The sequence below is a fragment of the Ensifer sp. Root954 genome (genome assembly GCF_001429005.1).
Classification (GTDB): domain Bacteria; phylum Pseudomonadota; class Alphaproteobacteria; order Rhizobiales; family Rhizobiaceae; genus Ensifer; species Ensifer adhaerens.
This window is the reverse complement of the sequence record NZ_LMJM01000001.1, coordinates 255,918-281,663: the sequence shown is the minus strand read 5'-3', so window position 1 is coordinate 281,663 and position 25,746 is coordinate 255,918. Positions and strand designations below refer to the sequence as shown.

Below are 25,746 nucleotides of genomic sequence, written 5' to 3'. Positions count from 1 at the left end.
GCATCGAACGCGCCGACATCGACCGCGTCGCACGTACGGCCTTCGCCCGCTAAGGCGATCTTAGAGACTGAAGAATTGCCAAGCGCCTGCATCTCCTGCGGGCGCTTTTGCTTTTTGGCGCCTTCATTGCGCCATTGTCGGCCCACACATCGCTGGCACTGCGATTTGATTAATCGACTACTCCATTAATCGCGCCGCTTGCCGCCGACAGGCGCGGTGTTCGTTCAAGAGACTGAGTGCCATGCCGCCGTTTTCCCCTGAGATTACCGATTTCTGGAACGCGTCCTTTGCGGGCGATGTTCTCGCAAGCGCGGATCGGTTTACCGTCACGGTCAATCCAGACCTCGACGAGGAGAGCCCGGCCATGGTGCTGCACACGGCTGAAAACGGCGTGATCGTGGCCCTGTCCCCGGCGCTCGGCGCCGCGCTGTCGTCGGCGGCGGGGCAGGTGCTCACCGAAGCGCCCCTTCGCCAAGGGCTGTGCGATGCCGGCATCGTCCTGAACGGTGCTGACAACCTCTTCTACTTCACCGAAGCGGATAAGGCTGTGCTGTTGCGGGAGAATTCAGGCGCCCATGTGCGCGCGCTCACGGCGAAGGATGCGGCCGCGTTCGCCCTGTTCCAGGGCTCCGCCTCGGAAGAGGATCTCGATGCAGCCTATGTCGAACTGGATCACTGGTTGGTCTACGGAGCCTTCGATGGTGACAGGCTGGTCTGTGCCGCGAGCATGTATCCCTGGCAGGAGCGGCAGATCGCCGATCTCGGTGTGCTGACGCTTGTGTCCGATAGGGGTAAGGGCCACGCCCGCAAGGTCGTGCGCGCAATCAGCAGGGCCGCCCTCGAAAAGGGCTACCAACCGCAATATCGCTGCCAACTCGACAACCACGCGTCGGTGGCGCTTGCGGGAGCCGTAGGCGTGACGCTTTTCGGCCAATGGGAAGCGCCCTCCGAAGACGGCTGAGACGCGGCTCGACGGTATGCCGGGCCGTCAAAACGATGCTGACAGAATCTGGCAGGGGTCGCGCGTAAAGTGGTCCCAGGATAAGAGATCGAGGGATTGCAGATGTCGGCGCAGGATATGTTTCAGATGGGTGCAGCAAACAGGTCGGGCGAGCGCAATTTCTGGATCGGCGCTGTTTCCGGCGATGACCTGCAGCATGCCGCCGAAGACGGCTTCTCTCGCTTTGGCTACGGCTACGGCAATGTCCAGGCGATGACGCGCATGAAGGCGGGTGATGGCTTCATCGGTTATGCGCCCAACGCCGCCTTTAACGGCAGGGCGGGGCTTGCATGTTTTGCCGCCATCGGTGTCGTCAAGGAGCGCCCGCCCTACTTCTTTGCCATGGGCGGTGTCGCCCCGCATCGCGGCGACATCGACTGGGCCGACAGCATGGAGGCGCCGGTTCGGCCGTGGCTCGACAGCCTTGAATTTGCCGAAGGCAACCGTAACTGGGACCAGAAGCTTCGTCTTGGTCATCTTGCCATCAGCGAGCGTGACTTCCGTGTGATCGCGCGGGCCATGCATGCAGACCTCGGCATGGTTTTCCCGAGGGTGCCGGCCTTTCGGCAGCAACTCGCCGGCTGATCGTTCGCGTCTTCAACCCGGCAGCAGCACCGTTGCGTCCTCCGCCGTGTCGACCGCTTGCTCCACCGAGCCGGCGGCGATGCTGGCATACATGCCGGTGGTTCTGAATTCCGTCGGGCTCAGACCGAAGGAGCGGCGGAACACCTTGGCGAAATAGTTGGGGTCTTCGAAGCCCGAGAGAATGGCCACTTCCTTGACCGGAAGGCTTGCGGTTTTCGTCAGCAGTTTTACCGCACGCTGCAAGCGCTTCTGCAGCACATATTCGGCCGGCGCCATGCCTTCGCTGGCGGCGAAGACGCGCGAGAAATGCGCCCGGCTCAAGCCCGACACGCGTGCCAGTTCCTCCACTGGAAGCGGGTTCTGCAAGTTGTTCATGATGTGGTCGACGACGCGGTGCATCGTCCTGTGTTCATGGCTGAACACCGGGTGCGAGCCGAAGACGTCGTCGTAGAGCGCCATCGCCGCCTCGTAGGCAATCGCCGAGGCTCTGCCTGGCGTCTCGCCGCCGCGGATCAGCCGCAGGCTGCAGTCGGCCAGATGCTCGATCGTTTCCGGTTGCAGCTTCAATACGGGACCGGTGACAGCGAGCAGGGCGCGGTGGATGCGCAGCGCCTCGTCGCCGTTCATCGAGATCCAGAAGAACTCCCAGCGCCCGCCGTCTTCCAGCCAGTAGCGATGATTGTGCGGCACGAGCAGGAGCAGCGTCTCGCCCTCGCGCACCCGATAGCTGCGGTTTTCGTATCGCAGGTTTCCGGCACCCGCGATCGTATGCTGGAGCACGGTAAAGGGCGTGTTTCCGCGCTTTCTGCCGTCCCAGTCATAGGTCGCATTGTTGCGGATTTCATAGCCGGTGCTGGTCGGCATCGCGTGCAGGCTCTGGCGTCCCCGCGGCAGTGAAACGGTTCGCATAACCGGGCCGTTGTCGATCAATTCTTGCAGCATAAAAATACCCATGAAAGCACAATACCGCTCTGGCGGGGTCGGCGATTATACACATAATGACCACCAACAGCGCAACAGGCGGTGCTTTTGGCCCGTAAGAAATGAGGGGATGCATCGAAGTTGCGCGCAGAGACGGTGAAAAACCGTGAATTGATTTTACCCTTTGTCAGAGATGCATGCAGTTCATGAGGAGTGAGGGCATGGCAACATTCAAGATGGCCATCATCGGCGCCGGCAGCATAGGCTTCACCAAGAAGCTCTTCACCGACATTCTCGCCGTGCCGGAATTGCGCGACATCGAGGTTGCGCTGACAGATCTCAGCGCCCGCAATCTGGAGATGATCAAGGCGATCCTCGACCGGATTGTCGAAGTCAACCGCCTGCCGACGAAGGTGACGGCAACCACCGATCGGCTGAAAGCGCTCGAAGGCGCCCGCTACATCATCAGCTGCGTCCGTGTCGGTGGACTCGAAGCCTATGCCGACGACATCCGCATCCCCCTTAAATATGGCGTCGACCAATGCGTCGGCGATACGATATGCGCCGGCGGCATCCTCTACGGCCAGCGCAACATCCCCGTCATCCTCGACTTCTGCCGGGATATCCGCGCGGTCGCCGAACCGGGTGCCAAGTTCCTGAACTATGCCAACCCGATGGCGATGAACACCTGGGCAGCGATCGAATACGGCAAGGTCGATACGGTCGGGCTCTGCCACGGTGTTCAGCACGGCGGCGAGCAGATCGCCGAAATCTTGGGAGCCGGCGAGGGCGAACTCGACTACATCTGCTCGGGTATCAACCATCAGACCTGGTTCGTCGACGTGAGGCTGAAGGGCCGCAGGATCGGCAAGGACGAGTTGGTTGCGGCCTTCGAGGCGCACCCGGTGTTCTCCAAGCAGGAGAAGCTCCGCATCGACGTGCTGAAGCGGTTCGGCGTCTATTCGACCGAGAGCAACGGCCATCTCTCCGAATATCTTCCCTGGTATCGCAAGCGCCCGGAGGAAATTACCCGCTGGATCGATATGTCCGACTGGATCCACGGCGAGACCGGCGGCTATCTCAGGCATTCGACCGAGACGCGCAACTGGTTCGAAACCGAGTTTCCGCAGTTCCTCGAAGCAGCCGGCCGGCCGCTCGACCATCAGAAGCGCTCGAACGAACATGCGAGCCATATTCTCGAGGCGCTGGAAACGGGCCGGGTCTATCGCGGCCATTTCAATGTCAAGAACAATGGCGTGATCACCAACCTGCCTGCCGACGCCATCATCGAATCCCCCGGCTTCGTCGATCGCTTCGGCATCAACATGGTCTCGGGCATCACCCTTCCCGAGGCCTGTGCCGCCACCTGCCTTTCCTCGATCAACGTCCAGCGCATGTCGGTCCATGCGGCCGTGACCGGCGATCTCGATCTTCTAAAGCTGGCGATGCTGCATGATCCGCTGGTCGGCGCCATCTGCACACCGGAGGAGGCTTGGCAGATGGTCGACGAGATGGTGGTCGCTCAAAGCCAGTGGCTGCCGCAATACGCCCATGCCATCGACGGCGCCAAGGAGCGACTTGGCCGCGCAACCGTCAAGACGCGCGAATGGAATGGCGCTGCGCGGCGTGAGGTGCGTTCGCTCGACGAGTTGCGCGCCGAGCGTCAGGTCCGCGCCGCCGGCTGATCGATTGCAGCGCTGCTTCCGTGAGGAGACGTGGGCAGCTCTGCCTGAAGTGCAGACTTTTCAAGGAGGAGGCCGCGTCCCGGCGCGGCAAAGAGGGAGAATCTAAGCCAATGACCAGCCACAGACTGATGAAAATGGCGAGCCTGCTGCTTGTCGGCATCTCGACCCTTGCCTTGGAGGCGACCGCTTCCGAGCCGACCGTCGTGCCCCAGCAGCCGGCCTTTCCGGCCGAGGGCAAGATCACCTATGTGCCGCGCGACTCGATCGCCGAGTTCAAGGCGCTGCCGGAATACAAGGAACCGGCCTGGGTTACCGAGAAATACGTCAAGACCGGCAAGCTGCCGCCGGTCGCCGAACGGCTGCCGAAGGAGCCGATGGTCTTCAAGACCGGCAACATGCCTGATGGCGTCGGTGTCTATGGCGACACGCTGCGCCACGTCATCGGCGGTCGTCCCGAGGGCTGGAACTACTCAGCCGGCCAGAGCCAGGGTTGGGGGGGCATCGATATCGGCATGTCCGAATGCCTGACGCGTACGGCGCCGCTCTTCCAGGTGGAAGCGAAGGACGTCGAGCCTCTGCCGAACCTTGCCAAGAGCTGGGACTGGTCTTCTGACGGCCACAAGCTGACGATGCATCTGGTCGAGGGCGCCAAGTGGTCGGATGGCGACCTCTTCGATGCCGACGACGTAATGTTCTACTGGGAAGACAACGTGCTCGACCCGAGCGTGACGCCGCTGAACGGCGCGACGCCGGAGACCTTCGGCGCCGGCACGACGCTGAAGAAGATCGACCAGTATACGGTCGAGTGGACCTTCAAGGAGGCTTTCCCGCGCCAGCATCTCTATGCCATGGCCTATGGCACCTTCTGCCCCGGCCCGTCGCATATTCTCAAGGCCAAGCATCCGAAATACGCCGGTACCACCTACGACCAGTACAAGAATGCCTTCCCGCCCGAGTACATGAACATCCCGGTCATGGGTGCCTGGGTCCCTGTCGCCTATCGCCCCGACGATATCATCGTGCTGCGCCGGAACCCGTACTATTGGAAGGTCGATGAGGCCGGCAACCAGCTGCCCTACATCAACGAGTTGCACTACAAGCTCTCGACCTGGGCCGACCGCGACGTACAGGCGATTGCAGGTTCCGCCGATCTCTCGAACCTCGAGCAGCCGGAAAACTTCGTGGAGTCGCTGAAGCGCGCCGCCCAGGATACGGCCCCCGCCCGGCTTGCCTTCGGCCCGCGCCTCATCGGCTACAATCTGCACATGAACTTCTCGGCCAATGGCTGGGGGGAGCCGGACGAACGCGCCCAGGCGGTGCGTGAACTCAACCGCAACGAGGATTTCCGCAAGGCGGTGACCATGGCGGTCGACCGCAAGAAGCTCGGCGAGGCGCTCGTAAAGGGCCCCTTTACCGCGATCTATCCCGGCGGGCTTTCCTCCGGCACCAGCTTCTACGACCGGCAATCGACCGTCTACTATCCCTTCGACATCGATGGCGCGAAGGCGCTGCTTGAGAAGGCGGGGCTGAAGGACACCGACGGCAACGGCTTCGTCAACTTCGCGGACGGCAAGGCCGGCGGCAAGGACGTGGAGATCGTGCTTCTGATCGACAACAGCTATGCGACCGACCGCAACCTGGCCGAGGGCCTTATCGGCCAGATGGAAAAGCTCGGCCTCCGGGTGGTTCTGAACTCGCTGGACGGCAAGCAGCGGGACGCGACCAATTACGCCGGCAAGTTCGACTGGATGGTTCACCGCAACGCCGCCGAATATGCCTCCGTCGTGCAGAACACGCCGCAGCTGGCGGCCGCCGGTCCGCGCACCAGCTGGCACCACCGTGCACCGGAAGGCGGTCAGCTTGACCTGATGCCCTTCGAACAGGAACTCGTCGACATCATCAACAAGTTCATTGCCACCAACGACAATGCCGAGCGCGCGAACTTGATGAAGCAGTACCAGAAGGTCGCGACGACGAACCTCGATACAGTCGGCCTTACCGAATATCCGGGCGCGCTGATCATCAACAAGCGCTTCGCCAACGTGCCGACGGGAGCGCCGATCTTCATGTTCAACTGGGCCGAGGACACGATCATGCGCGAGCGTCTCTTTGTCCCCGCCGACAAGCAGGGTGACTTCGAGCTCTTCGCCGAGCAGCTCCCGGGCAAGCCCGGCGAGAAGAGCCTGAGCAACTGATCGAAGGCCGCCCCTCCGGCCTCAAGCCGGAGGGGCGGCGCCTCATCTTAACCGACAGAAGGAAACGGCATGTTCAGGTTTCTGCTTGTCCGCATCGCCTCTGCCATTCCGGTGCTGCTTGTCTTGAGCGTGGCGACCTTCGCCATCATCCAGGCGCCGCCCGGAGACTACAGCGATTACATCCGCTCGCAGCTGATCAACCAGGGTGGCGCATCCTATGAGGAAGCCGAAGCCCAGGCGCAGGCCTATCGCAAGGAGCATGGCCTCGATAAGCCGCTGCCGGTTCAATACGTCAACTGGATGACCGGCATCCTGACGCGCGGCGATTTCGGCCACAGCCTCTACTACAACAAGCCTGTTGCCGATGTCGTCGGCGAACGCCTGCCGCGCACGCTGGCATTGGCGCTCGTCTGCCACATCCTGGCGTCCATCATCGGCATATCCTTCGGTATCATCGCCGCGACACGGCAGTATTCGTGGATCGACAGCCTGCTTTCGACGGTGGCCTTCCTCGGCATGACGGTGCCGCGCTTCCTGATGGCGCTGATCATCGTCTACATCCTCGTCTTCCATTTCAATGTGAGCGAAATCAACAGCTTCCACTCGGCCCGTTATGGCGGTGCGCCCTGGTCCTGGGACAAATTCGTCGACCTCGTCAAACATGTCTGGCCGGTCGTGGCGATCGCCACTTTCGGCGGCCTCGCCTACAATATGCGGGTGATGCGCGGCAATCTGCTCGACACGCTGAACGCGCAATATGTCGAAACCGCCCGGGCGAAGGGCCTGAGCGAAGGCGCGGTGGTCATGCGCCATGCGGTGCCGAATGCCCTGCATCCGCTGATCATGTACCAGGGCGTTGTGCTGCCCTACATGCTGACCGGCGAGATCGAGACGGCGATCATCTTCGCGCTGCCGACCGTCGGACCGGCCATCGTCGGCTCCATGTGGGTGGGCGACGTCTATGTCACCGCCACCTTCATGCTGGTTCTGTCGGCGACCCTTATCCTCGGCAACATCATCGCCGACATGCTGTTGGCCGCACTCGATCCGCGCGTGCGTCTCGGAGGAGCCCCAGCATGACCGTCGAGATGCAAACAACCCTTCCGCTCGTCGTCGAACCCAAGAACGAGCAGCACAACGAAAGCTATCCTGCGCTCGTCTGGCGCCGGCTGAAGCGCTCCTGGACCGGCATGCTCGGCCTCGTGCTCGTTGGCCTGTTGCTCTTCATGGCTATTTTTGCGGACTTCCTGTCGCCGGTCGATCCGAAGGCCACGGGCGTCGCCTTTGCGCCGCCGCAGGCGATCAGCTTCACCGACAAGGACGGCAACCTCGTTTTCTCGCCGCGCAGCTATCCGCTCAGCGAAGGTACGGAACTCGACCCGATCACCTTTCAGCCGATCATCGGCCCCGACTACGACAATCCGCAGATCCTTGGCTTCTTCGTCAAGGGCGCGCCCTACAGTCTCTTCGGCCTGATCCCGGCCGAGCGCCATTTCTTTGGCGCGGTCGATGGCTCGCCGGTGCATCTGCTCGGTACCGACAAGTTTGGCCGCGACGTGCTGTCACGCATTCTCGTCGGCTCGCGCATCTCGTTGATGATCGCCCTCATCGTCGTCTCGATCGTCACCATCGTCGGCACGACCGTCGGCATGGCGTCGGGCTATTTCGGCGGCCGCTTCGACGTCTGGACTCAGCGCTTCGTCGAACTGGTGCTCGCCTTCCCACAATTGCCGCTCTACCTGGCGCTGACGTCGCTGATCCCGGTGACGGCGCCGACCAATGTCTTCCTCGCCTTCGTCATCATCGTCATGTCGGCGCTCGGCTGGGCGCAGATGTCGCGCGAGGTGCGCGGCAAGACGCTGGCGCTTGCCCGCATCGACTATGTGCGGGCGGCGATCGCCGTCGGCGCCAGCGACCGGCGCATCATCTTCCAGCACATCCTGCCGAACGTGATGAGCCATGTGATCGTCGCCGTCACGCTGTCGATCCCGCAGGTGGTGCTGCTTGAATCCTTCCTCGGGTTCCTCGGCTTTGCGGTCAAGCCGCCGCTCATTTCCTGGGGGCTGATGCTGCAGGATACCTCCACCTATTCCGTCATCGGGTCCTATCCCTGGATCCTGTCGCCCGTGGCCTTCGTGCTTGTCACAGTCTTCGCCTTCAATGCGCTTGGCGACGGCCTGCGCGACGCCATCGATCCCTATTGAGGAGGACGCATCATGACAGAGACAATCGACGTCCTCACTGCCGCGCCCTTTGAGCGCAGGGACCTTGCCGAACGCGATGGCCGGCCGGTCATCGACGCCCGCAATGTCGCGGTTCGATTCAAGGTCGAACATGGCACGGTGGAGGCGGTGAAGGATGTTTCCTTCCAGCTCTACCGCGGCGAGACCATCGCCATCGTCGGCGAGTCCGGCTCGGGCAAATCGGTTACCGCGCGCTGCGTCATGGGGCTGCTCTCCAAGCGTGCCACGATCGCCCCGCAATCGCGCATCGACTATGACGGCAAGGACGTGCTGAAATTCTCGCCGCGTGAGCGGCGCGGTTTGCGTGGCAATCGCCTTGCGATGATCTTCCAGGAGCCGATGAGTTCGCTCAATCCGGTCTACACGGTCGGCACGCAGATCATCGAGGCGATCCGGGCGCATCGCAGGATGAGCCGACGCGCCGCGACCGAGCGGGCGCTGGAGCTCCTGCGCCACGTACGGATCCCGGACCCGGAGCTCCGGATCAATCAGTATCCACACCAGCTCTCCGGCGGCCAGCGCCAGCGGGTGATGATCGCGATGGCACTCGCCAACGATCCGGATGTGCTGATCGCCGACGAGCCGACGACGGCGCTCGACGTCACCGTCCAGGCGCAGATCCTCAACCTCATCCGAGACCTGCAGCGCGAGCTCGGCATGGCGGTGATCCTGATCACCCACGACCTGACGGTGGTTCGGCAGTTCTCGGACTACGTCTACGTCATGCAGTACGGCGAGGTGAAGGAGCACAACACCACGGCCGCGCTCTTCGCCAACCCGTTGCATGCCTATACCAAACGGCTGCTCTCGTCGGAGCCGTCGGGTGCGGCTAAACCGCTACCGGACAACGCCCCGATCATGCTCGACGGGCGGGACGTGAAGGTCTCCTTCATGCTGAAGAAGGGCGGTCTTTTCCGCTCGCAGTTTTCTGAGTTGGTCGCGGTCGACAAGCTCAGCCTTAATCTGCGCAAGCACGAAACGCTGGGGCTGGTCGGCGAATCCGGATCGGGCAAGACGACCTTCGGCCAGGCGCTGATCCGCCTGCTCAACCCCGATGGCGGCGAGATCTACTTCGACGGCATCCCGATCCACGACAAGGACCGGACCCAGATGCGGCCTCTGCGCTCGCGCATCCAGATCGTCTTTCAGGACCCCTTCGCCTCGCTCAACCCGCGCATGTCGATCGGCCAGATCATCGAGGAGGGGCTGGTCGTCAACGGCATCGGTGCGAACCGCAAGGACCGGCTCGACCGGGTGGTGGATGCGCTTAACGCCGCGGGCATGCCGGGCAACATCCTGTCGCGCTTTCCGCATGAGTTCTCCGGCGGCCAGCGCCAGCGCATTGCGATCGCCCGGGCCATCGCGCTTGAGCCTGAATTCATCCTGCTCGACGAGCCGACTTCGGCGCTCGATCTCTCGGTCCAGGCCCAGATCATCGAGCTGCTGCGCAAGCTGCAGGACGAGCGGGGCTTAAGCTACCTCTTCATCTCCCATGACCTCAAGGTCGTGCGCGCGCTCTGCCATCGGGTGGTGGTGATGCAGCATGGCAGAATCGTCGAGGAGGGGCCGGTGAGCGAAATTCTGTCCAATCCCAAGACCGCCTACACCGAAAGGCTCGTGAGAGCCGCCTTCGATGTGGCAGCATGACCGCTAGAATTGAGAGGCAATCCATGACCAGACAACCCAAGATCACCTTCATCGGCGCCGGCTCCACCGTCTTCATGAAGAACATCATCGGCGACGTGCTGCAGCGTCCGGCGCTGTCGGCCGCGACGATCGCGCTGATGGACGTGAACCCCGAGCGCCTCGGCGAAAGCGAGATCGTCGCCAGCAAGCTGGTGCGCACGCTCGGGGTCAAGGCTGATATCGAGACTCATTCCAACCAGAAAAAGGCGCTGGAAGGTGCGGACTTCGTCGTCGTCGCCTTCCAGATCGGCGGCTTTGAGCCCTGCACGGTCACGGATTTCGAGGTACCGAAGAAGTACGGCCTGCGCCAGACCATTGCCGATACGCTCGGCGTCGGCGGCATCATGCGCGGCCTTCGCACCGTGCCGCATCTCTGGAAGATCTGCGAGGACATGCTGCAGGTCTGCCCGAACGCGATCCTGCTGCAATACGTCAACCCGATGGCGATCAACACCTGGGCGATCTCCGAGAAGTTTCCGACGATCCGTCAGGTCGGCCTTTGCCATTCTGTCCAGGGCACGGCCTACGAGCTTTCACGCGATCTCGACATCCCGGTTTCGGAGATCCGCTACCGCGCCGCCGGCATCAACCACATGGCTTTCTTCCTCAAGTTCGAACACAAACAGGCCGACGGCAGCTTCCGCGATCTCTATCCGGATCTGGTGCGCGGCTACCGCGAAGGCCGCTTCCCCAAGCCCAGCCACTGGAACCCGCGCTGCCCCAACAAGGTGCGCTACGAGATGCTGACGCGGCTCGGCTATTTCGTCACCGAAAGCTCCGAGCACTTCGCCGAGTACACGCCCTATTTCATCAAGGACGGCCGTCCCGACCTGATCGAGAAGTTCGGCATCCCGCTCGACGAGTACCCGAAGCGCTGCGTCGAGCAGATCGAACGCTGGAAGGGGCAGGCGGCTGCCTTCAAGGAAGCCGAGACGATCGAAGTGGCCGAGAGCCACGAATACGCGTCTTCGATCATGAACTCGGTCTGGACCGGCGAACCCTCCGTCATCTACGGCAACCTCAGGAACAACGGCTGCATCACCTCGCTGCCGGAAAATTGCGCCGCTGAAGTTCCCTGCCTGGTCGATGCCTCGGGTATCCAGCCGACCTTCATCGGCGATCTGCCGCCGCAGCTGACGGCGCTGATCCGCACCAACATCAACGTGCAGGAGCTGACGGTTCAGGCGCTCATGACCGAGAACCGCGAGCATCTCTACCACGCCGCAATGATGGATCCGCACACGGCGGCCGAACTCGATCTCGACCAGATCTGGTCGCTCGTCGACGACCTGCTCGTCGCGCATCGCGACTGGATCCCGGAATGGGCGCGCGTGTCGAAAAAGGTCCAGGCAGCCTGACTTTTTCTCCCGGTCAGGCCGCGTCAAGCCCCGGAACCGCATGTCGTCTTTCCCCCATGTCCTAGCCGATTTACGGGGCAAGACCGACAGCGCCGGTTCCGGGGCTTGTTCTTCTCAAGCTGTTACGGCTGCCGCCAGCGGCAGCACGATCCGCATGCAGGCGCCGCCGGACGCCGAGCGGGAGACGTCGACGTAGCCGCCATGCAGGTGCACGATCTTCTGCACGAGGTTGAGGCCGAGGCCCGCGCCCTTGCCGTCCTTGCGCAGCCGCTGAAACGGCTCGAAGATCCGGTCGGTTTCGCTGCGCGGAATGCCGTCGCCGTCGTCGCAGACCTCGATCACGCCCTGAGGATCGACCTTGACCGTGATCGTGCCGCGCCTTCCGCCGTGGTCGATGGCGTTCTGCACGAGATTGGTGAGCGCTCGCTCCAGCGACGCCTCGTCTCCCGTCACCATGACAGGGCGTTGAACGGCCTCGAATGTCATCTCGTAACCTGCTCCGAAGCCAAGTGGCGCGAGCGCGACAATCACCCGCTCGGCAAGTGCTGCAAGATCGACCGGCCTGAACTCATCGTTCTCGGCGTCGAGCCGTTCGAGATCGAGAAGCTGGCCCGCCAGAATGGAAAGGCGCGTCACGTCCTCGTTGAGGCGGGTCTTGTCCGGTCCCGGCGGCAGCGAGGCGATGCGAGCGCCGAGAATGGCGACCGGCGTGCGCAATTCATGCGCCGCCTGGGCTAGGAAGCGCTTGTGTCTCGTATAGCCGTCATCGAGCCTTGTCAGCGCATCGTTGACGGCCGTCACCAGCGGCAGAAACTCATTGGGAACACCCGTCACCGGCATCTGGATGCCGCGCTGGTCATATTCGATGTGGGCGGCATGCGAGGCCGCGTGCGACAGGCCCGAGAGCATCCTTCGAACGACGATCGGGGTGACGACCACGGTCGCAAAGGCGAGCAGTAGCAGCATCGGCACGAAGATGCTGAGGAAGGCGCCGGTGGTGCTGAGCAGCAGGCGGCCGAGCGTCAATTGTCCCTCCGTGCCGCTGAAGATCTGGACCATGCCGGCCGGCGACTCGAGCCATTTGACGACCGCTTCCGGACGGGCGTTCTTGTCGGGCGAAAGCCGGAAGCGGGCGTCGTTCATGCGCTCGAGCCCGGCGACCGCAAAGGCGAATTCTTCCGGCACCGTGCCCTCCGAGAGGCTGTGCCCTTGTCTGTCGCGAACGATGAACCAGATCTTTCCCGCCTGTTGGCGCAGCCGCTGCAGCACCGGCGTTTCCTGAAGTTCGAGCCCGCCATCGGCTTTGCGGGTGATCGCGTCCTTCAAGACGTCAACATTGCCGTTCTCGTAGCCGTCGATGAGATAGCCGGTCACCCAGAGCAGGCCGACCGCAATGGCGATAACGACAAGGGTCGCTACCGTTTCGAACAGCACGAGCCAGCCGACGAGCCGCCATTTGAAGGAATGGGAAGCGCGGCCGCTCATTGGTCTTCTCTGAGGAGATAGCCGACGCCGCGGATGCCGTTGATGGTCACGCCCGCGTCTGCGTCCGCCAGCTTGCGGCGCACGCGCGAGATATGGGTGTCGAGCGCATTGGACTGGATCTCGTCGTCGAGCCCGAACACGGCTTCCATAAGGGCGGCACGCAGCACCATGCGTCCCATGCGACGGGTCAGCGTTTCAAGCACCAGAAGCTCGCGCCGCGGCATCTTCAGCGGCGTGCCGGCCACGCTCGCCTCGCAATGGGCGAGATCGAAGGAGAGTCGACCGACGGTAACGACATCGGATTGCACCGGAACCGGGCGACGGGCAAGCGCGCGCAGCCGCGCCAGCAGTTCCTCGAAGGCGAAGGGCTTGCCGATATAGTCGTCGGCGCCGCCATCGAGCCCCGCCACCCGGTCGGCGAGGTCGTCGAGCGCCGTCAGCATCAGCACCGGCACGGTGTTGCCGCGCGCCCGTATCAGTGGGATAAGCGAGAGCCCGTCGCCATCGGGCAGCTTGCGATCGAGCACGACCACGTCATAGACGGCGTCGTTGAGGATCAGCGCGGCCTCAGCGAGATCGCGCGCATGATCGGCGATCATCCGGTGATGGCTCAACGCGGCCTTCAGCGCCCCCGCGAGCTCCTTCTCATCTTCGACCAGCAAGACCCGCATGAATGCGCTTTACCCCGTGCAACGTGCCTACGCGCGCGATCCTAGTGCCGCTTCATTGAGGGAACCTGTCATCCCGCCGCAAGGTAATCCCGATCTTTGTCGCCGCACAATCATTCGTTGCGGGCGCCCTGCATGACATGCTGTCTCAATCTTGATCCTTAGGCTGTGCAGCAGTGAAACCTCAAGAACGGGGTTCGCGGACAAAGCCAACCCGGATCACGGCGCATGACATTCAGCAAACGGACGTCGCCTACACTCAGACAACGCAGGGAAAGGCCGGCTGGCTGGCGTGCAGCGCATCCGGTTGCACTTGCGCGCGCAGGTCGGTTCCTGCGTCACGGTACCTTGGCGCTCGCTCTTGCCACCGCCGGCTGCGCCGGCCCGGACGTGACGCCCACAAACAGGCGACTTGAATTGACGACGGGTGCCGTGCCGCTTGCGCAGTCGACGTTTGATGTGAGCGACACCGGCATTATCCTTGCCTTTTCCGGTGGCGGCGCCCGCTCTGCTGCCTTCGGCTATGGCGTCCTGTCGGCGTTGGCCGAGGCGCCGTCCCCGGGCGGGCGAGGGCGCCGGCTTGCCGACGATGTCGCGGTTGTTGCCGGCGTCTCCGGAGGTGCTGTGCTCGCCTCCTATTTTGCCTTGAACGGCCGCGCGGGCCTTGAGGATTTCCGCAAGCGGTTTCTCGGACGCGATGTCGAGGCCTCGCTCAGGACGTCGTTTTCACCGCCCAATATCCTGCGCGGCTATCGCGGCGGGGTGAACGATCTCTCCGGTTTTCCGGCCTGGCTCGACGCCAACCTGTTTAACGGCGCAACGCTCGGCAACATCTCGCGCTCCGGCCATCCGCGCCTGGTGATCCACGCGACCGATCTCTATAACCGCGCACCGTTCATCTTCGACCGTGCCTCGTTCACCGCCATCTGCAGCAGCTACGACGACTATCCGCTCGCCTATGCGGTTGCGGCCTCGGCCGCCGTCCCGGTCGTTTTCGCGCCGCTGACCTTGCAGAACTTCCGAAGCGGTTGCGAGGCGTTGCCGGAAGCGAAAACACAGAAGACAGGGGTTCGCGCGCCGGGCTCGCTCGTTGCGCGCGAATACGCTGGCTCCCTCAGGCGCTATGAAACGGCAAGGGATCTCAACTATCTGAAACTCTACGATGGCGGCCTGGTCGATGGCATCGGAACGCAAAGCCTGCTGCACCTGATGGGCCGGGGTGCTCCGGAACCCATCCCAGCGGAGCGCGCCTTCCGTCTCAGGCATTTGGTTGTCATCGTCGTCGATGCCTCCACGCGGATCGGCGGGGACATCTCGAAGACGGTCGACAGCCCCAAGGCTCCCGATGCGATCGTCGCCGCCATCGACGCGATGATCAATATTCCCAATCTTCAGAGCTTCGATGCGCTGCGCGATCATCTGCCGGCCTGGCGGGAAAGCTTCGTGACTTGGCGGTGCGGCAGCAGCGGCGCCAAGCGGGGCTGCGGCGATCTCGATGTCGATATCATCCGGCTGGCGCTGTCGGATGTATCCGACCCGGTGCTGGCGCGGCGGATCCTCGGGCTGCACAATCGGCTGAGCCTCAACGAAAAGGACGTCGATTTTCTTGCGGATCTCGGCCGGCGCCTGTTGCGCGACAATGCCGGCTATCGGCGGTTCCTCGACCGCGTCAACCATGTCGGGCCGAACCTGGCCCGCGCGGGTTGAGAGGTTGCAGACTGAGAAGGCAGGTTAGCGAGAGCCTGCTGGCTCAGTTCGCCCGTGCCTCCAGCCAGTCGTGCCACTGGTCCTCGCTGCCGTGGAAGACGTTGAGGTCGATCTTGCCATCGACGCCTTGAGAAAGGCCAGAACCGGAATACTGCCAGAACAGCCACTTGCGGTTCGGGTAGACGATCGACGGGTGCTGGGCGACGGCACGCAGCCAGAACGGATAGTTCTTGAAAGCGCCCTGCAGGTTGTCGGCGTAGAAGTCCGGCGCCGTGTAGATGATAGGACGCTGGCCGTAATGGGCCTCGAGCTTGTCCATGAACACCTGCATCTTTTCGCGCACGCGCTCGGGCGACAAGCGACGCTTGCAGCTCGATTCGCCGTTATATTCGACGTCGATGACAGGCGGCAGCGCGCCCGGTTCACGCGGAACGTTGCGGATGAACCAGTCGGCCTGTTCGCCGGCCGTGCGGCACCAGTAGAAGAAGTGATAGGCGCCGCGGCGGATGCCGGCCGCCTTGGCAGCGCGCCAGTTCTTCTTGAACATCGGGTCGAGGTGGTCGCCGCCATCGGTCGCCTTGATGAAGGCGAAGTTCGCCCCTTGTGTACGCAGCCGAGCCCAGTCGATGTCAGCCTGCCAGCGCGAGACGTCGACGCCATGCACGGCCATCTTGCGCGGATTTTTGGCGCGGCCGAAGTTGATCGGCTTGGCGTCACGGAAACGATGACCGTAGATGCGCGAGCGGCCCTGTGGCATCGCCTGGGTCACCGGATTTTCCGGCGCGACGAAAGCGACCGGCCGCGCGTCCGGAACAGGCGCGGCGAGCGTCGTCGTGGTGTTTGCCGCGGGTGCAAAGGCTTCCGGCTCCGGGACCGGTCCGGCCCAGGCGAGCATTTCTTGGGGCGGTGCCGATTGAACGTTCTGCGGCGGCGTCATCTGTGCGACCCGCGCGCCGACATTGGCGGCGGGCACCGGTGCGGCCGACATCGCGACCGAACTCGTCGTTTCGCGCGAGGGCGGCGCGATGGTGTCCAGGCTCGAACTGGAGGAGCAGCCCGAAATGAGGCCGGCAAAAAGGATTGCGGTCGCAGCTGAAAGACGCATGGGCACCCGTACGCAAAACAAGGTCGACGGCGATCGCCGGCCGACAGGTGTGAAATAGCTAACGGAAGCTTACCCAAAAAGTTTGAATCCAATCTTACCAAGCGAACCCAATTTCACGCACTGGAGGTTGCATCCGGCCGGGCACTTTGACGCAGGCGTGGTGGCGCTGTCAGCTGGACGAATGTTCGATGCCGGTGCCTGTCCGTTGCCGGCGGCTGGTGCGGAATTCGAGGTTGCGGGCGATGGTGTCGTCGAGCGCGCCGGACGCGTCGGTGATCATCGTCGGCGCAAAATGCGAACGGAAACCCTCGCCGACCCGGAAGGCTGGTGTGTAGAGCGGGCCGAGCGGCTGCGTCGTCGTCACATAGGTGAGATTTTCGTCGCTTCCCGAGCGCGTCGGCAGGCCGTGGCGATGCAGGACCGAAGGAAGCGCGAGGCGCAGGCTGTTGGCCAGCAGGTGGATCATCTGCCGCCCGGAAAGCGAATGGCGGTAGTTGCGGTAGAACCCCAGGCAATGGCGCAGGATACGGGCGCGGTTGCCGTCGAGGCGCGACAACTTGCGGGCAAAGAGGGCCACGTCCTCAAGACCATCGAGCGGACGGGTCATCAGGGTGAAGCCATCCATGTCGCGCAGCTTGGCCGAGGGCAGGAAGCGTTCGTCGGCGACGCACTCGTCGAAGAGCGGCGTGCCGAGCAGCGGGATCGTCAGGCTCAGGAACGCCGGCAGAGGCATCGTGGTCTCGCCGGTGATGAAGGCGAGCTCCTCCTGCATAGCCTCGATCGTCTGCGACGACGGATCGAACATCAAGCCATACTGGAAGGCGACGCCGGCGTTGAGGCAGGTCTGGATCGCCTCCAGTTGCGGCACCACCAGGTTCTGCTTTTTCTGGTAGCGTTTCAGTTGCGCTTCGTTCAGCGTTTCGACGCCGCTGAAAAGGCCGAGACAGCCGGCCGCCCGCACGGCTTCCAGATTGGCGGGATCGCGGAAGAAGTCGCCGGTGACGAGCGCAATCCAGCCCTGAAACAGCCCCTGCCGCCACAGCGATCGGATCACTTCGAGCTTGTCATAGAAGACGTCCTTGCTGTTGCCGTAGAAGTTGTTGTCGATGAACAGCACGTATTTCTTCGGCGGGGCGTTGCGCAGCTGCGCCTCGATATAGGCGGGGTCGTAGCTGTGGTAGCGTCTGCCTTCGGCGGTTAGCGCACAGAAGCTGCACTTGAAATTGCAGTAGCGGCTCGTCTCGATGTAGCTGACCGGACCGCGCCAATTGGCAAGGTCGAAGCGCGGCAGGATCGTCTCGGAGACGGCCCATTCGCCAAACACCTCCCTGATGACCGCCTGCATCTCCTCGACGTCACCGTCGCAGGCGTAGTCGAAGGTTTCGGCGCTCGAAACCGGCAGATTGCGCACGACCGGCCCGCCCGCGACGACGACGCAACCGGGCGACTTGGTGCGGGCATAGGCCGTCAGGTGCTGCATCCGGTCGAAGGCTGCGGTCACGCCCGTCAACACCAGCATGTCGAGGTCGGCAAAGGCTGCCTCGTCGACGAGCGGTCCGTCATGGAATTCGCTGTAGGCGCGAAGGTCCACGCGGTCGCGGGCAAAGGCGCCCGCCAGGAACAGGTGGCCGGTTCCCTGGGGGATGAAGTCGGGGCGGCCCCTGGGGTTCCGGGTTTCGTCGAAATGGGCTAGCACGATCAGGATGCGGGGAGGACTGGGACGGTTCATGCGCGGCTCCCCTGAGATCTGGCAAACTGGACATGCGGCGTTTGGTCGGTTTGGCCAAGCGGAAGAACCTCGCACCACGTGGCCCGGCGCAGCGAAAACATCGTCTCGAACGCCTGGCGCGCTTCGGCGTCTCTCGGTCCGGCGGCATGCTGCAGGGCGGCAAGCGCGACGGCCGGCATCTCCAGCCGGATCGCCTCCGCGAGGGCATACTGGGTGACGCGCTCGGCGCGGCGTTGTTGGCCGCGGCGCAGATGTAGGGTCGCTTCGCCGAGCGCTGCCACCGGTCGGCCGATCGGGTAAACCCGCGCAAAGCGCTCGAGTTTTCTAAGGACGAGCTGTGCGGCCAGCAGGTCGCCTCCGTCAGGGTCGCTGGCGACATCGAAGAGACGGGCGAGCGCCGGTAGCGTTCGCGTCTTCATCGCCGGGTTGAGCGTCTCGCACCAGGAAAGCGCGCGCTCGAGCCAGCTTGCGGCCTCCGTGCTGTTGCCCCGTCGCCGGGCGGCCTCGCTCAGAAGCGATGCGCCTTCGATCGAATGGACGAGTTCCAGCCCGTCACCCTTTTCGCGAAGGATCTGTTCGAGTTCGTCGAGGTCGGTGTCGATCGCGTTCCAGCGGCCAAGTGCTGCGTGGCCCCTGAGACGGCCGAGCAGGCCGCAGCCGAGCACCTGCATGTCCCCGCGCCGGCGCCCCTCCTCGCAGATCCGCTGCACGAGGATCTCCCAGGGCGCGATGCCCTCGAAGGCGGAGGTCAAAAGCCAAGGGCCGGAAATCGTCTCCAGCCCGACCGCCACTTCGCACCAGCGCCTCAGGTCGCCGACCGTCGCCGCATTGTTCAGGCCGGCCTCGAACGCCCGCTTGCCCGCGTGCCAATGACCGATGCCGATCTGGTACATGCCCGACAGTAAGTCGACCCGCACGCGCGTTCCCAACTGGTCGACGCGTTCGGAAAGTGCTGCCGCCAGCCGACTGTAGTGTTCGGCCTGGCTGTGCAGCGGGATCACGCCGCATATGGCGCCGAGGCTGGCATAATTGGCGGCGGTCGTCGGGGAGACGTATTTGTTTCTTTCGGCAAGGTTCGTCGCCCTCAGCGTCGCATGGATCAGCCGCAGCTTCTCGCTGGTGAAGTAATAGATCCGCGTCAGGTCCTCATGCGCCTTCGCCGCAAGCAGGAAGGGATCGGACGGCGATCGCGAGATTTCGCGCTTCAGGATCCAGTCCGCGTCGCGGTGGATGGTGCGCCGCCACACCTGTTCGGCGAGATCGAGCACGAGATGCAGCGCGAGGCCGGCAGAGGTGCGCGGCAGCGGCAGGCCGGAAAGCCGCAGGCCTTCCTCATAGGCATGGCGGGCCGCTTCGGCGCGGCCAAGATTGAGGCTGGCTTCGCCGAGCAGGAAACAGGCGGCCGCCCGTCTTGCCGGTAGAATGGTGATCGAAAGGTCGCGCGCTGTCTTGAAGAAGCGCTCGATCAGATCGACAACCGCGACGTTGTCGAACTGGCGCAGCCGCAGTTCGGCAACGCGGTCCAGATAGTTGAAGGCCTGCGCGGCGTCGCCTGCGCGCTCCCAGTGGCTGAGCACGCGCGGCAGGTTTTCCGCATTGTCCGGCTGCCCGCCTTCCTCCATCGCCTTGGCGATCGCGCGATGCGCTTCATGGCGCTGTTCCGACAACAGGCTTTCGTAGATCGCCTGGCGGATGACGGCATGGCTGAACATGAACCGGCCCGGGCGGTCGTCGGCGGGCTTGATCAGATGCGCCGCCTGCAGCCGCTCGATGCTCGCCTCGATGTCCAGTGCCGTCTTCCTGATCGGCGGCAGCGCGCCAAGCTCGGCAAGCGAGAAGGTCGCGCCCATGGCGCTTGCGATCTTCAGGAGAACCTGCAGCTCTGCCGGAAGCTGGTCGGTCCGGGCAATCACGGTAACCTTGGCGGTATTGAGCAGGGTCGCATCGTTCGAGCGGGGCTCGGAGAGCAGCGAGACGGCTGCGGCAGGCTCGGCCGCCTTGGGCAGCCGGCGCTCGCCGATCATCCGGCAGATTTCGCAAATCAGCAGCGGGTTTCCGGCCGACTGCGCATAGACCGCCTCGCCGAAGCCGTCGGCGGGCGAGTTGCTGCCGATTGATGCGCGAACGAGCGCGATCGTACCCTCGAAGTCGAGCGGCAAAAGATCGAGCGTCTGGGCGCCGTTGTGGTGCAGGCCGGTCCACCGGGTCAGGTCTTCCTGTGTGCGGGTCGTCCGGGTCGATACGACCACCGGCACGGGTGCCGCCCCTGAAACCAGCCGCCCGAGCAGCTGGCCGGACGCCTCGTCGAGCCAGTGCACATCTTCGAGCACGACGAAGCCCTGTCCCCCGGCGAGACTGTCGGCCATGAGCTCGCTCAGCAGCTCGCGTAGCCGATGGGAGCGCCCGTCGCCGGACATGGCCCGGGTCTCCGGCGTGTCCGGCAAGGTGAGGTTGATGGCATCGTTGAGCAGCGGCGCGAGGGAAGCAAGCTCCGGTCTTTCCGCAAAGAAGAGCGCCACCTGGTCCGTGGCCTCGGCGCCGCGCAGATCGCCGATACCGAGCAGGTCGCGGATAACCCCGCGCCAGGCGAAATAGGGGACGTCGCTTTCGATGTCGTCGGCATTGCCGACGAGCACGCGGTTGCCGCGGTCGCGACAGCGCTCGACGAAGGCGCGCAGAAGGGCCGACTTCCCGACGCCGGAATCGCCCTTGACGATCATGATGCCGGACTGCCCCCTGGGCGCGCTTTCGAGATAGGCGGAAAGGGCCGTCATTTCGGCCGCACGGTTGAGGAGTGCCGGTGACTTGGTGTCGATCGTTGCGACCGTCTCGGCAATCGGCGCGAAGGCAGACACGCCGCCGCGCACGCCCGGTATGGCCAGCGACCACGGTCCGGAGAAGGCGATCTGGCTGGCCGTCTCCTTTGCCGTCGCCTGGTCGACAAGGATGCGCCCGGCGGCAACGCTTGCCAGGCGCGCGGCCATGTTCACGGCGGCGCCGACCACCGTGTAGTCCGCGCGGTGGCTGGCGCCGAGCGCGCCACAGAAGCTTTCGCCGGTGGAGATGCCGGCCGAAAGGCCGATATCGGGATCGTCGAGCTCGCCTGAAAGACGCAGCGCCGCAACGATCGCGCGGCGCGCATTGTCGGCATGTTTGGGGCCGGGCAGACCGAAGACCGCGAAGATCTCGAGACTGTTTGCGTGAAGGGCCGTATGGAGGATTTCCCCGCCGGTGCGGCCGACAACGGCGATCGACCGTGCAACGAGCTGGTTCAGCCGATCGAGATCTTTCTCGAGGTCCGGGCCAACGATATGCACGAACAGGGCCGTAATGGTTCTCAGGTCCGCCAGCCACTCCGAAAGCGGCGATAGAAGCCGACCGCGCAGCGAAAGCGGCAGGTAGGCTTCAAGCCGCTTGCTGGCGAAGCCCGAAAGGGGGTGGGGCTGCCCGGTTGCGGTCGAATAGGGATCGATGCGTTCGAGGCGGGCGGTGCCCTCCCGGCCGGGCCGGCCGGTTGCCCGCTTGCCGATCAGCTGCCACACGGCGTCGGAGACGAGAATTTCGCCGGCATCGCTCAAAAGGCCGCAATGGTCCGCCTGCGCCAGGCAGTCGCCGCCGACGATCAGCCAGCGCTGGTCGATGCGGGGAACGAGGTGCAGCAGGGTGATGGTGCCGACGCCGACGGCGATGCGCAGCTGCAGCGCGTCCTCCGGCCCGCCCGGGCCGCCGATCTCTTCACGGATGCGGCCGGCACAATAGCAGCTGCGCCAGGCGGCCTGCTCCAGCTCGCTGTCGGTGGCGGCCTGCCAGCCGGCAAGCAGGCTGTCCCCGGCAAAGCTCAACACGGTGCCACCATGTTCCTCGATATGCCGGACGAGCGGCCCCATGTAGCCGTTGAGCAGCCGGCTCACCCGTTCGGCGCCGGCGGCGCGGTCGCTTTCGGACCATTTGGCGGTCAGGCGGGTAAAACCGGAGATGTCGGCGAACAGCAAGGCGCCGGGAAAGTCCTCGCGCGTCGGGCCAGCCGAATCCGTCGCCGCCGGGGCAGACCATCGAACCAGGGCTCCCGACAGGTAACGTTGGAATTCATTCTTGCCGGCGCCACCTACCACGCAAAATTCTCCCCAAGATTTTAGAGTAACATGCCTCCTTTCGCACTTAAAGGCCGCCCGTGTTGACCTATGGGTTTCCAGTAACGGCAAGTAAATATCTGTTCCACGCCGCTTGCGAACGGAGTAATGTTTGCCCGATTGTTCGAGGGGGTCTCGCAACAGGAGGGGATGATGGGGGTCGACTGGGCTGGTCCGGTCGCCGCCGTGACACGCCGCAATGTCTTGCGGCTGTTCTCGGCAGGCGTGATGGCGAATGTGCTTTCCGGGTGTCGACACGACTGGCCACCGGCCGCGGCCTGCGAGCTTCCCTACCCGATCGTCGACGTTCACTGCCATTTCTTCAACGCGGCCGATGTGCCCGTGGAAGGGCTGGTGCGCTATGTGGCGCTGCGGGAGAAACTGCCGGAAGCAAAACTCTCCGCCGATCCGCTGCAGTCGAAGCGTCTGGAAAACGCCCTGGTGGTCTTCCTCGTGACGGCCCTTGGCGACGTCGCGCCCAAGGCCAAGGCTGAGGACGCTATTCTCAAGAAGCGGGTGCCGCGCCCCTCCGACGCCGAGTTCGAGCGGCAGAAGGACGAGCAGTTGCGCATCGCCGTCAAGCAACTGGTCGCGCTAGCCGGCGAGCAGCGCGCATCGTTGACCGCACGAAGCGGCGCCGAAACGCCGGATTATCAAGGCCTGCTGGAACAGATCGGCGGCACCCCCGGCCTGCCGCAGGGCTTGCAGCGGCGCTCCGGCAGCGTGGAGGAGACGGATGTCGATGCCCTGGCGTCGGCCGCCAAGGCCCACGAACAGATCGGCAACTACCTTTCCTTCGTGCGCCTCATGCAGGACTACCGCGAAAACCTGGCGGAAACCTATGCCCGGATCTTCGCGTCGAAATGCCGGTTTTCCATGATCACGCCGAGCATCCTCGATTTCGAGAAGTCGATCGGCGGCAGGGCATCGCCGCAGCACGACCAGATCGACGTGATGGACGAGATCCAGCAGCTGGTGATCAAGCGGCACGGCATCCACATGCACAGCTTCGTCGGCTTCGATCCGCACCGGGAGGCGCAGAAGCGTGGCTCGTCGCTGGAAAACGTCCGCTACGCGATCATGGAAAAGGGCTTCATCGGCGTGAAGATCTACCCGCCGATGGGCTTCAAGGCATGGGGCAATGCGGATCCGGCGATCGATGCGGCGCTGAAGCGGCTCTACGACTGGTGCCGCGACAACAGCGTGCCGATCATGGCGCATGCGGAAAACAGCATCGGCGCCCGCTGCGGCTATGGCAATATGGCTAGCCCCGCCTACTGGAAGAAGCTGCTCGACACCAACCGTTACAATGACTTGCGGATCAATCTGGCGCATTTCGGCGCTTTCGATGAAGTCATTCGCCCAGGCGCACCGACGGGGGTCATGGTGTCCTGCGCCCAGGACAAATTCTCCGGTCCGCCGACCTGGGAGGACATCATCGGCAAGACGATCGGCCACGGGCGCCGGCCGAACATGTTTGCCGACCTGAGCTACCTGAGCGAGCTCGTCACCGACAACACGCCCGGGCTGCACGAAAAAATCCGCGCGCTGCTCGACAAGTGGCTGCGGGACTACGATCCCGATGCGCGCCATCTGATGTTCGGCACCGACTGGTCGATGATGGCGCTGGAGAAGGACTACAACGCCTACGTCCCGCGGATTGCCCAGCAACTGAAGGAGGCCAATGTCAGCGAGGAGGACCAGCAGAACATCTTCTGGAAGAACGCCTCCCGTTACCTCGGCCTCGACCGGCCGGGGCCGACCCGCCAGCGGCTCGCCACCTATTGTCGCAAGCGTGGCCTGGACGCCTCCTGGCTCTCGCAGCTGGAGATCGCCTGACCGCGGAGACTGCTACCCGCGGCCCGGCACGTGCCTATCGCCACGGTGCGGTTCTGGCGATCCATTCGCGCGTCCGGCCTTCCGGGTCGGCATTGCGGGTGATGTCGGTAACGACGGCGGCGATGTCGGCGCCGTGCTCGAAGACGCCGGCGATCCGCTCGACGTTGAGGCCGCCGATGGCGACCAGCGGCAGCAACCCGACACGGTTCCGCCAGGCGGCAAGGCGCGGCAGTCCCTGCGGCGCCCACTTCATAGCCTTGAGAATGGTCGGATAAACCGGTCCGAGCGCGACATAGTCGGGCTTGGCAGCAAGTGCTGTCTCCAGTTCCGTCTCGTCATGGGTGCTGAGTCCGAGCTTCAGGCCGGCGGCGCGGATTGCAGCAAGGTCGGCCTCCGCCAGGTCCTCCTGGCCGAGATGGACGAAGTCGCAGCCTTCCGCGATCGCCAGTTGCCAGTAGTCGTTGACGATGAGCTGGCAGCCCTGCTCGTCGCAAACGGCCTTGGCCGCGCGGATCTCGCGGCGGATCTCTCCTTCCGTACGATCCTTGACGCGTAGCTGCACCAGCTTGACGCCGAGCGGCACCAGCCGCTCGATCCAATCCGCGCTGTCGACGATGAGATAGAAGGGGTCAAGTTTCACGCAAACACCGCCTTTCCGATGACGGGGGTGGAAGGGACGGCAAAATCGCGCGGTTCGAGCATGCCCGCCTCGAAGGCCTGCCGGCCGGCATCGATCGCGCCCGCGAAGGCAGCGGCCATCAGTGCGGGCTTGGCGGCGCCGGCGACGGCGGTGTTGAGCAGGACGGCGTCGTAGCCGAACTCCATCACCGTCGTTGCGTGCGAGGGCCGGCCGATGCCGGCATCGACGATCAGCGGCACATCGGGAAAGTTGGCCCGCACTGCCCTGAGCGCCTGGATGTTCTGCGGCCCCATGGCGCTGCCGATCGGCGCGCACCAGGGCATCAGCACCTTGCAGCCGGCTTCCACGAGCCGTTCGGCAACCACGAGATCATCCGTGGTGTAGGGAAAGACTTCGAACCCTTCGGCCGAGAGGATGCGCGCCGCCTCGACCAGGCCGAAGACATCGGGCTGCAGCGTATCGTGGTGGCCGATCACTTCGAGTTTCAGCCAGTTGGTGCCGAAGACCTCGCGCGCCATCTTGGCCGTCAGCACCGCCTCTGACACCGAGTGGCAGCCGGCGGTGTTCGGCAGCACGTGCACGCCGAGCGCCCGGATCAGTTCGAAGAAGGCGCCGCCCTGGCGGCCTCCGGCGGTTTCGCGCCGGAGCGAGACCGTGACGATCTCAGTGCCTGACGATCGCACCGCATCTTCCAGAACGGCGGGGGAGGGGTAGCGGGCGGTGCCGAGCAGCAACCGTGAGCGCAGGTCCTGTCCATAAAGCGTCAGCAT

At 64.0% G+C, this 25,746-nt stretch carries 18 protein-coding genes; 10 read left to right on the top strand and 8 right to left on the bottom strand.

Translation table 11 applies throughout. The features are described from left to right. Window positions 1–241: 241 nt before the first annotated feature. On the top strand, window positions 242–961 hold the full coding sequence (locus ASE71_RS01155; protein ID WP_060521884.1) for a GNAT family N-acetyltransferase: 720 nt from the start codon (window positions 242–244) through the stop codon (window positions 959–961). 126 nt (window positions 962–1,087) lie between these two features. Continuing rightward, window positions 1,088–1,585, top strand: coding sequence for an EVE domain-containing protein (locus ASE71_RS01150; RefSeq protein WP_159415747.1), 498 nt, complete (start codon window positions 1,088–1,090; stop codon window positions 1,583–1,585). 12 nt (window positions 1,586–1,597) lie between these two features. On the opposite strand, the gene ASE71_RS01145 is transcribed toward ASE71_RS01150, so the two are convergent. Further along, window positions 1,598–2,539: an AraC family transcriptional regulator gene (locus tag ASE71_RS01145; RefSeq protein ID WP_060521885.1), complete on the bottom strand. Its 942-nt coding sequence runs from the start codon at window positions 2,537–2,539 to the stop codon at window positions 1,598–1,600. 188 nt (window positions 2,540–2,727) lie between these two features. Between ASE71_RS01145 and ASE71_RS01140 the strand changes: the two genes are divergently transcribed. The 6 genes from ASE71_RS01140 (at window position 2,728) to ASE71_RS01115 (ending at window position 11,673) form a co-directional block, all read left to right on the top strand. Then, window positions 2,728–4,191: an alpha-glucosidase/alpha-galactosidase gene (locus ASE71_RS01140; protein WP_060521886.1), complete on the top strand. Its 1,464-nt coding sequence runs from the start codon at window positions 2,728–2,730 to the stop codon at window positions 4,189–4,191. Window positions 4,192–4,301: 110 nt separating this feature from the next. Continuing rightward, entirely contained in the window at window positions 4,302–6,386 is a 2,085-nt protein-coding gene (locus tag ASE71_RS01135; RefSeq protein ID WP_060521887.1) for an ABC transporter substrate-binding protein, read from the top strand. Window positions 6,387–6,455: 69 nt separating this feature from the next. Beyond that, window positions 6,456–7,466, top strand: a complete 1,011-nt coding sequence (locus tag ASE71_RS01130; protein ID WP_060521888.1) for an ABC transporter permease — start codon at window positions 6,456–6,458, stop codon at window positions 7,464–7,466. Continuing rightward, window positions 7,463–8,590 carry an ABC transporter permease gene (locus ASE71_RS01125; protein ID WP_060521889.1) on the top strand — a complete coding sequence of 376 codons (1,128 nt, stop codon included), beginning with the start codon at window positions 7,463–7,465 and terminating at the stop codon, window positions 8,588–8,590. The genes ASE71_RS01130 and ASE71_RS01125 overlap by 4 nt, the downstream gene beginning before the upstream one ends. A 12-nt stretch (window positions 8,591–8,602) precedes the next feature. Further along, on the top strand, window positions 8,603–10,276 hold the full coding sequence (locus ASE71_RS01120) for an ABC transporter ATP-binding protein (protein ID WP_060521890.1): 1,674 nt from the start codon (window positions 8,603–8,605) through the stop codon (window positions 10,274–10,276). A 23-nt stretch (window positions 10,277–10,299) separates the two neighbouring features. Beyond that, window positions 10,300–11,673, top strand: a complete 1,374-nt coding sequence (locus ASE71_RS01115; protein ID WP_060521891.1) for an alpha-glucosidase/alpha-galactosidase — start codon at window positions 10,300–10,302, stop codon at window positions 11,671–11,673. A gap of 114 nt (window positions 11,674–11,787) precedes the next feature. Here ASE71_RS01115 and ASE71_RS01110 read toward each other — a convergent pair whose 3' ends face one another. After that, a complete protein-coding gene (locus ASE71_RS01110) occupies window positions 11,788–13,158 on the bottom strand; it encodes a sensor histidine kinase (RefSeq protein ID WP_060521892.1) in 1,371 nt (456 codons plus the stop codon). Then, entirely contained in the window at window positions 13,155–13,829 is a 675-nt protein-coding gene (locus ASE71_RS01105; RefSeq protein WP_060521893.1) for a response regulator transcription factor, read from the bottom strand. The genes ASE71_RS01110 and ASE71_RS01105 overlap by 4 nt, the downstream gene beginning before the upstream one ends. Before the next feature lie 414 nt (window positions 13,830–14,243). Here ASE71_RS01105 and ASE71_RS01100 point away from each other — a divergent pair, with 414 nt between their 5' ends. Further along, entirely contained in the window at window positions 14,244–15,533 is a 1,290-nt protein-coding gene (locus ASE71_RS01100; protein ID WP_060521894.1) for a patatin-like phospholipase family protein, read from the top strand. Window positions 15,534–15,576: 43 nt separating this feature from the next. Here ASE71_RS01100 and ASE71_RS01095 read toward each other — a convergent pair whose 3' ends face one another. The 3 genes from ASE71_RS01095 to ASE71_RS01085 all read right to left on the bottom strand — a co-directional run bounded on the left by ASE71_RS01095 (window position 15,577) and on the right by ASE71_RS01085 (window position 22,479). Further along, window positions 15,577–16,638, bottom strand: a complete 1,062-nt coding sequence (locus ASE71_RS01095) for a GH25 family lysozyme (RefSeq protein ID WP_034798446.1) — start codon at window positions 16,636–16,638, stop codon at window positions 15,577–15,579. Window positions 16,639–16,807: 169 nt separating this feature from the next. Further along, entirely contained in the window at window positions 16,808–18,367 is a 1,560-nt protein-coding gene (locus ASE71_RS01090; protein WP_060521895.1) for a B12-binding domain-containing radical SAM protein, read from the bottom strand. Continuing rightward, entirely contained in the window at window positions 18,364–22,479 is a 4,116-nt protein-coding gene (locus tag ASE71_RS01085) for an AAA family ATPase (protein WP_060521896.1), read from the bottom strand. Before ASE71_RS01085 ends, ASE71_RS01090 begins: the two co-directional genes overlap by 4 nt. A 171-nt stretch (window positions 22,480–22,650) precedes the next feature. Here ASE71_RS01085 and ASE71_RS01080 point away from each other — a divergent pair, with 171 nt between their 5' ends. Then, window positions 22,651–24,336: an amidohydrolase family protein gene (locus ASE71_RS01080; protein WP_060521897.1), complete on the top strand. Its 1,686-nt coding sequence runs from the start codon at window positions 22,651–22,653 to the stop codon at window positions 24,334–24,336. A gap of 34 nt (window positions 24,337–24,370) precedes the next feature. On the opposite strand, the gene ASE71_RS01075 is transcribed toward ASE71_RS01080, so the two are convergent. Beyond that, window positions 24,371–24,976 (bottom strand): thiamine phosphate synthase, encoded by a 606-nt coding sequence (locus tag ASE71_RS01075; protein WP_060521898.1) that lies wholly within the window; start codon window positions 24,974–24,976, stop codon window positions 24,371–24,373. After that, window positions 24,973–25,746, bottom strand: a complete 774-nt coding sequence (locus ASE71_RS01070) for a thiazole synthase (protein WP_060521899.1) — start codon at window positions 25,744–25,746, stop codon at window positions 24,973–24,975. The genes ASE71_RS01075 and ASE71_RS01070 overlap by 4 nt, the downstream gene beginning before the upstream one ends.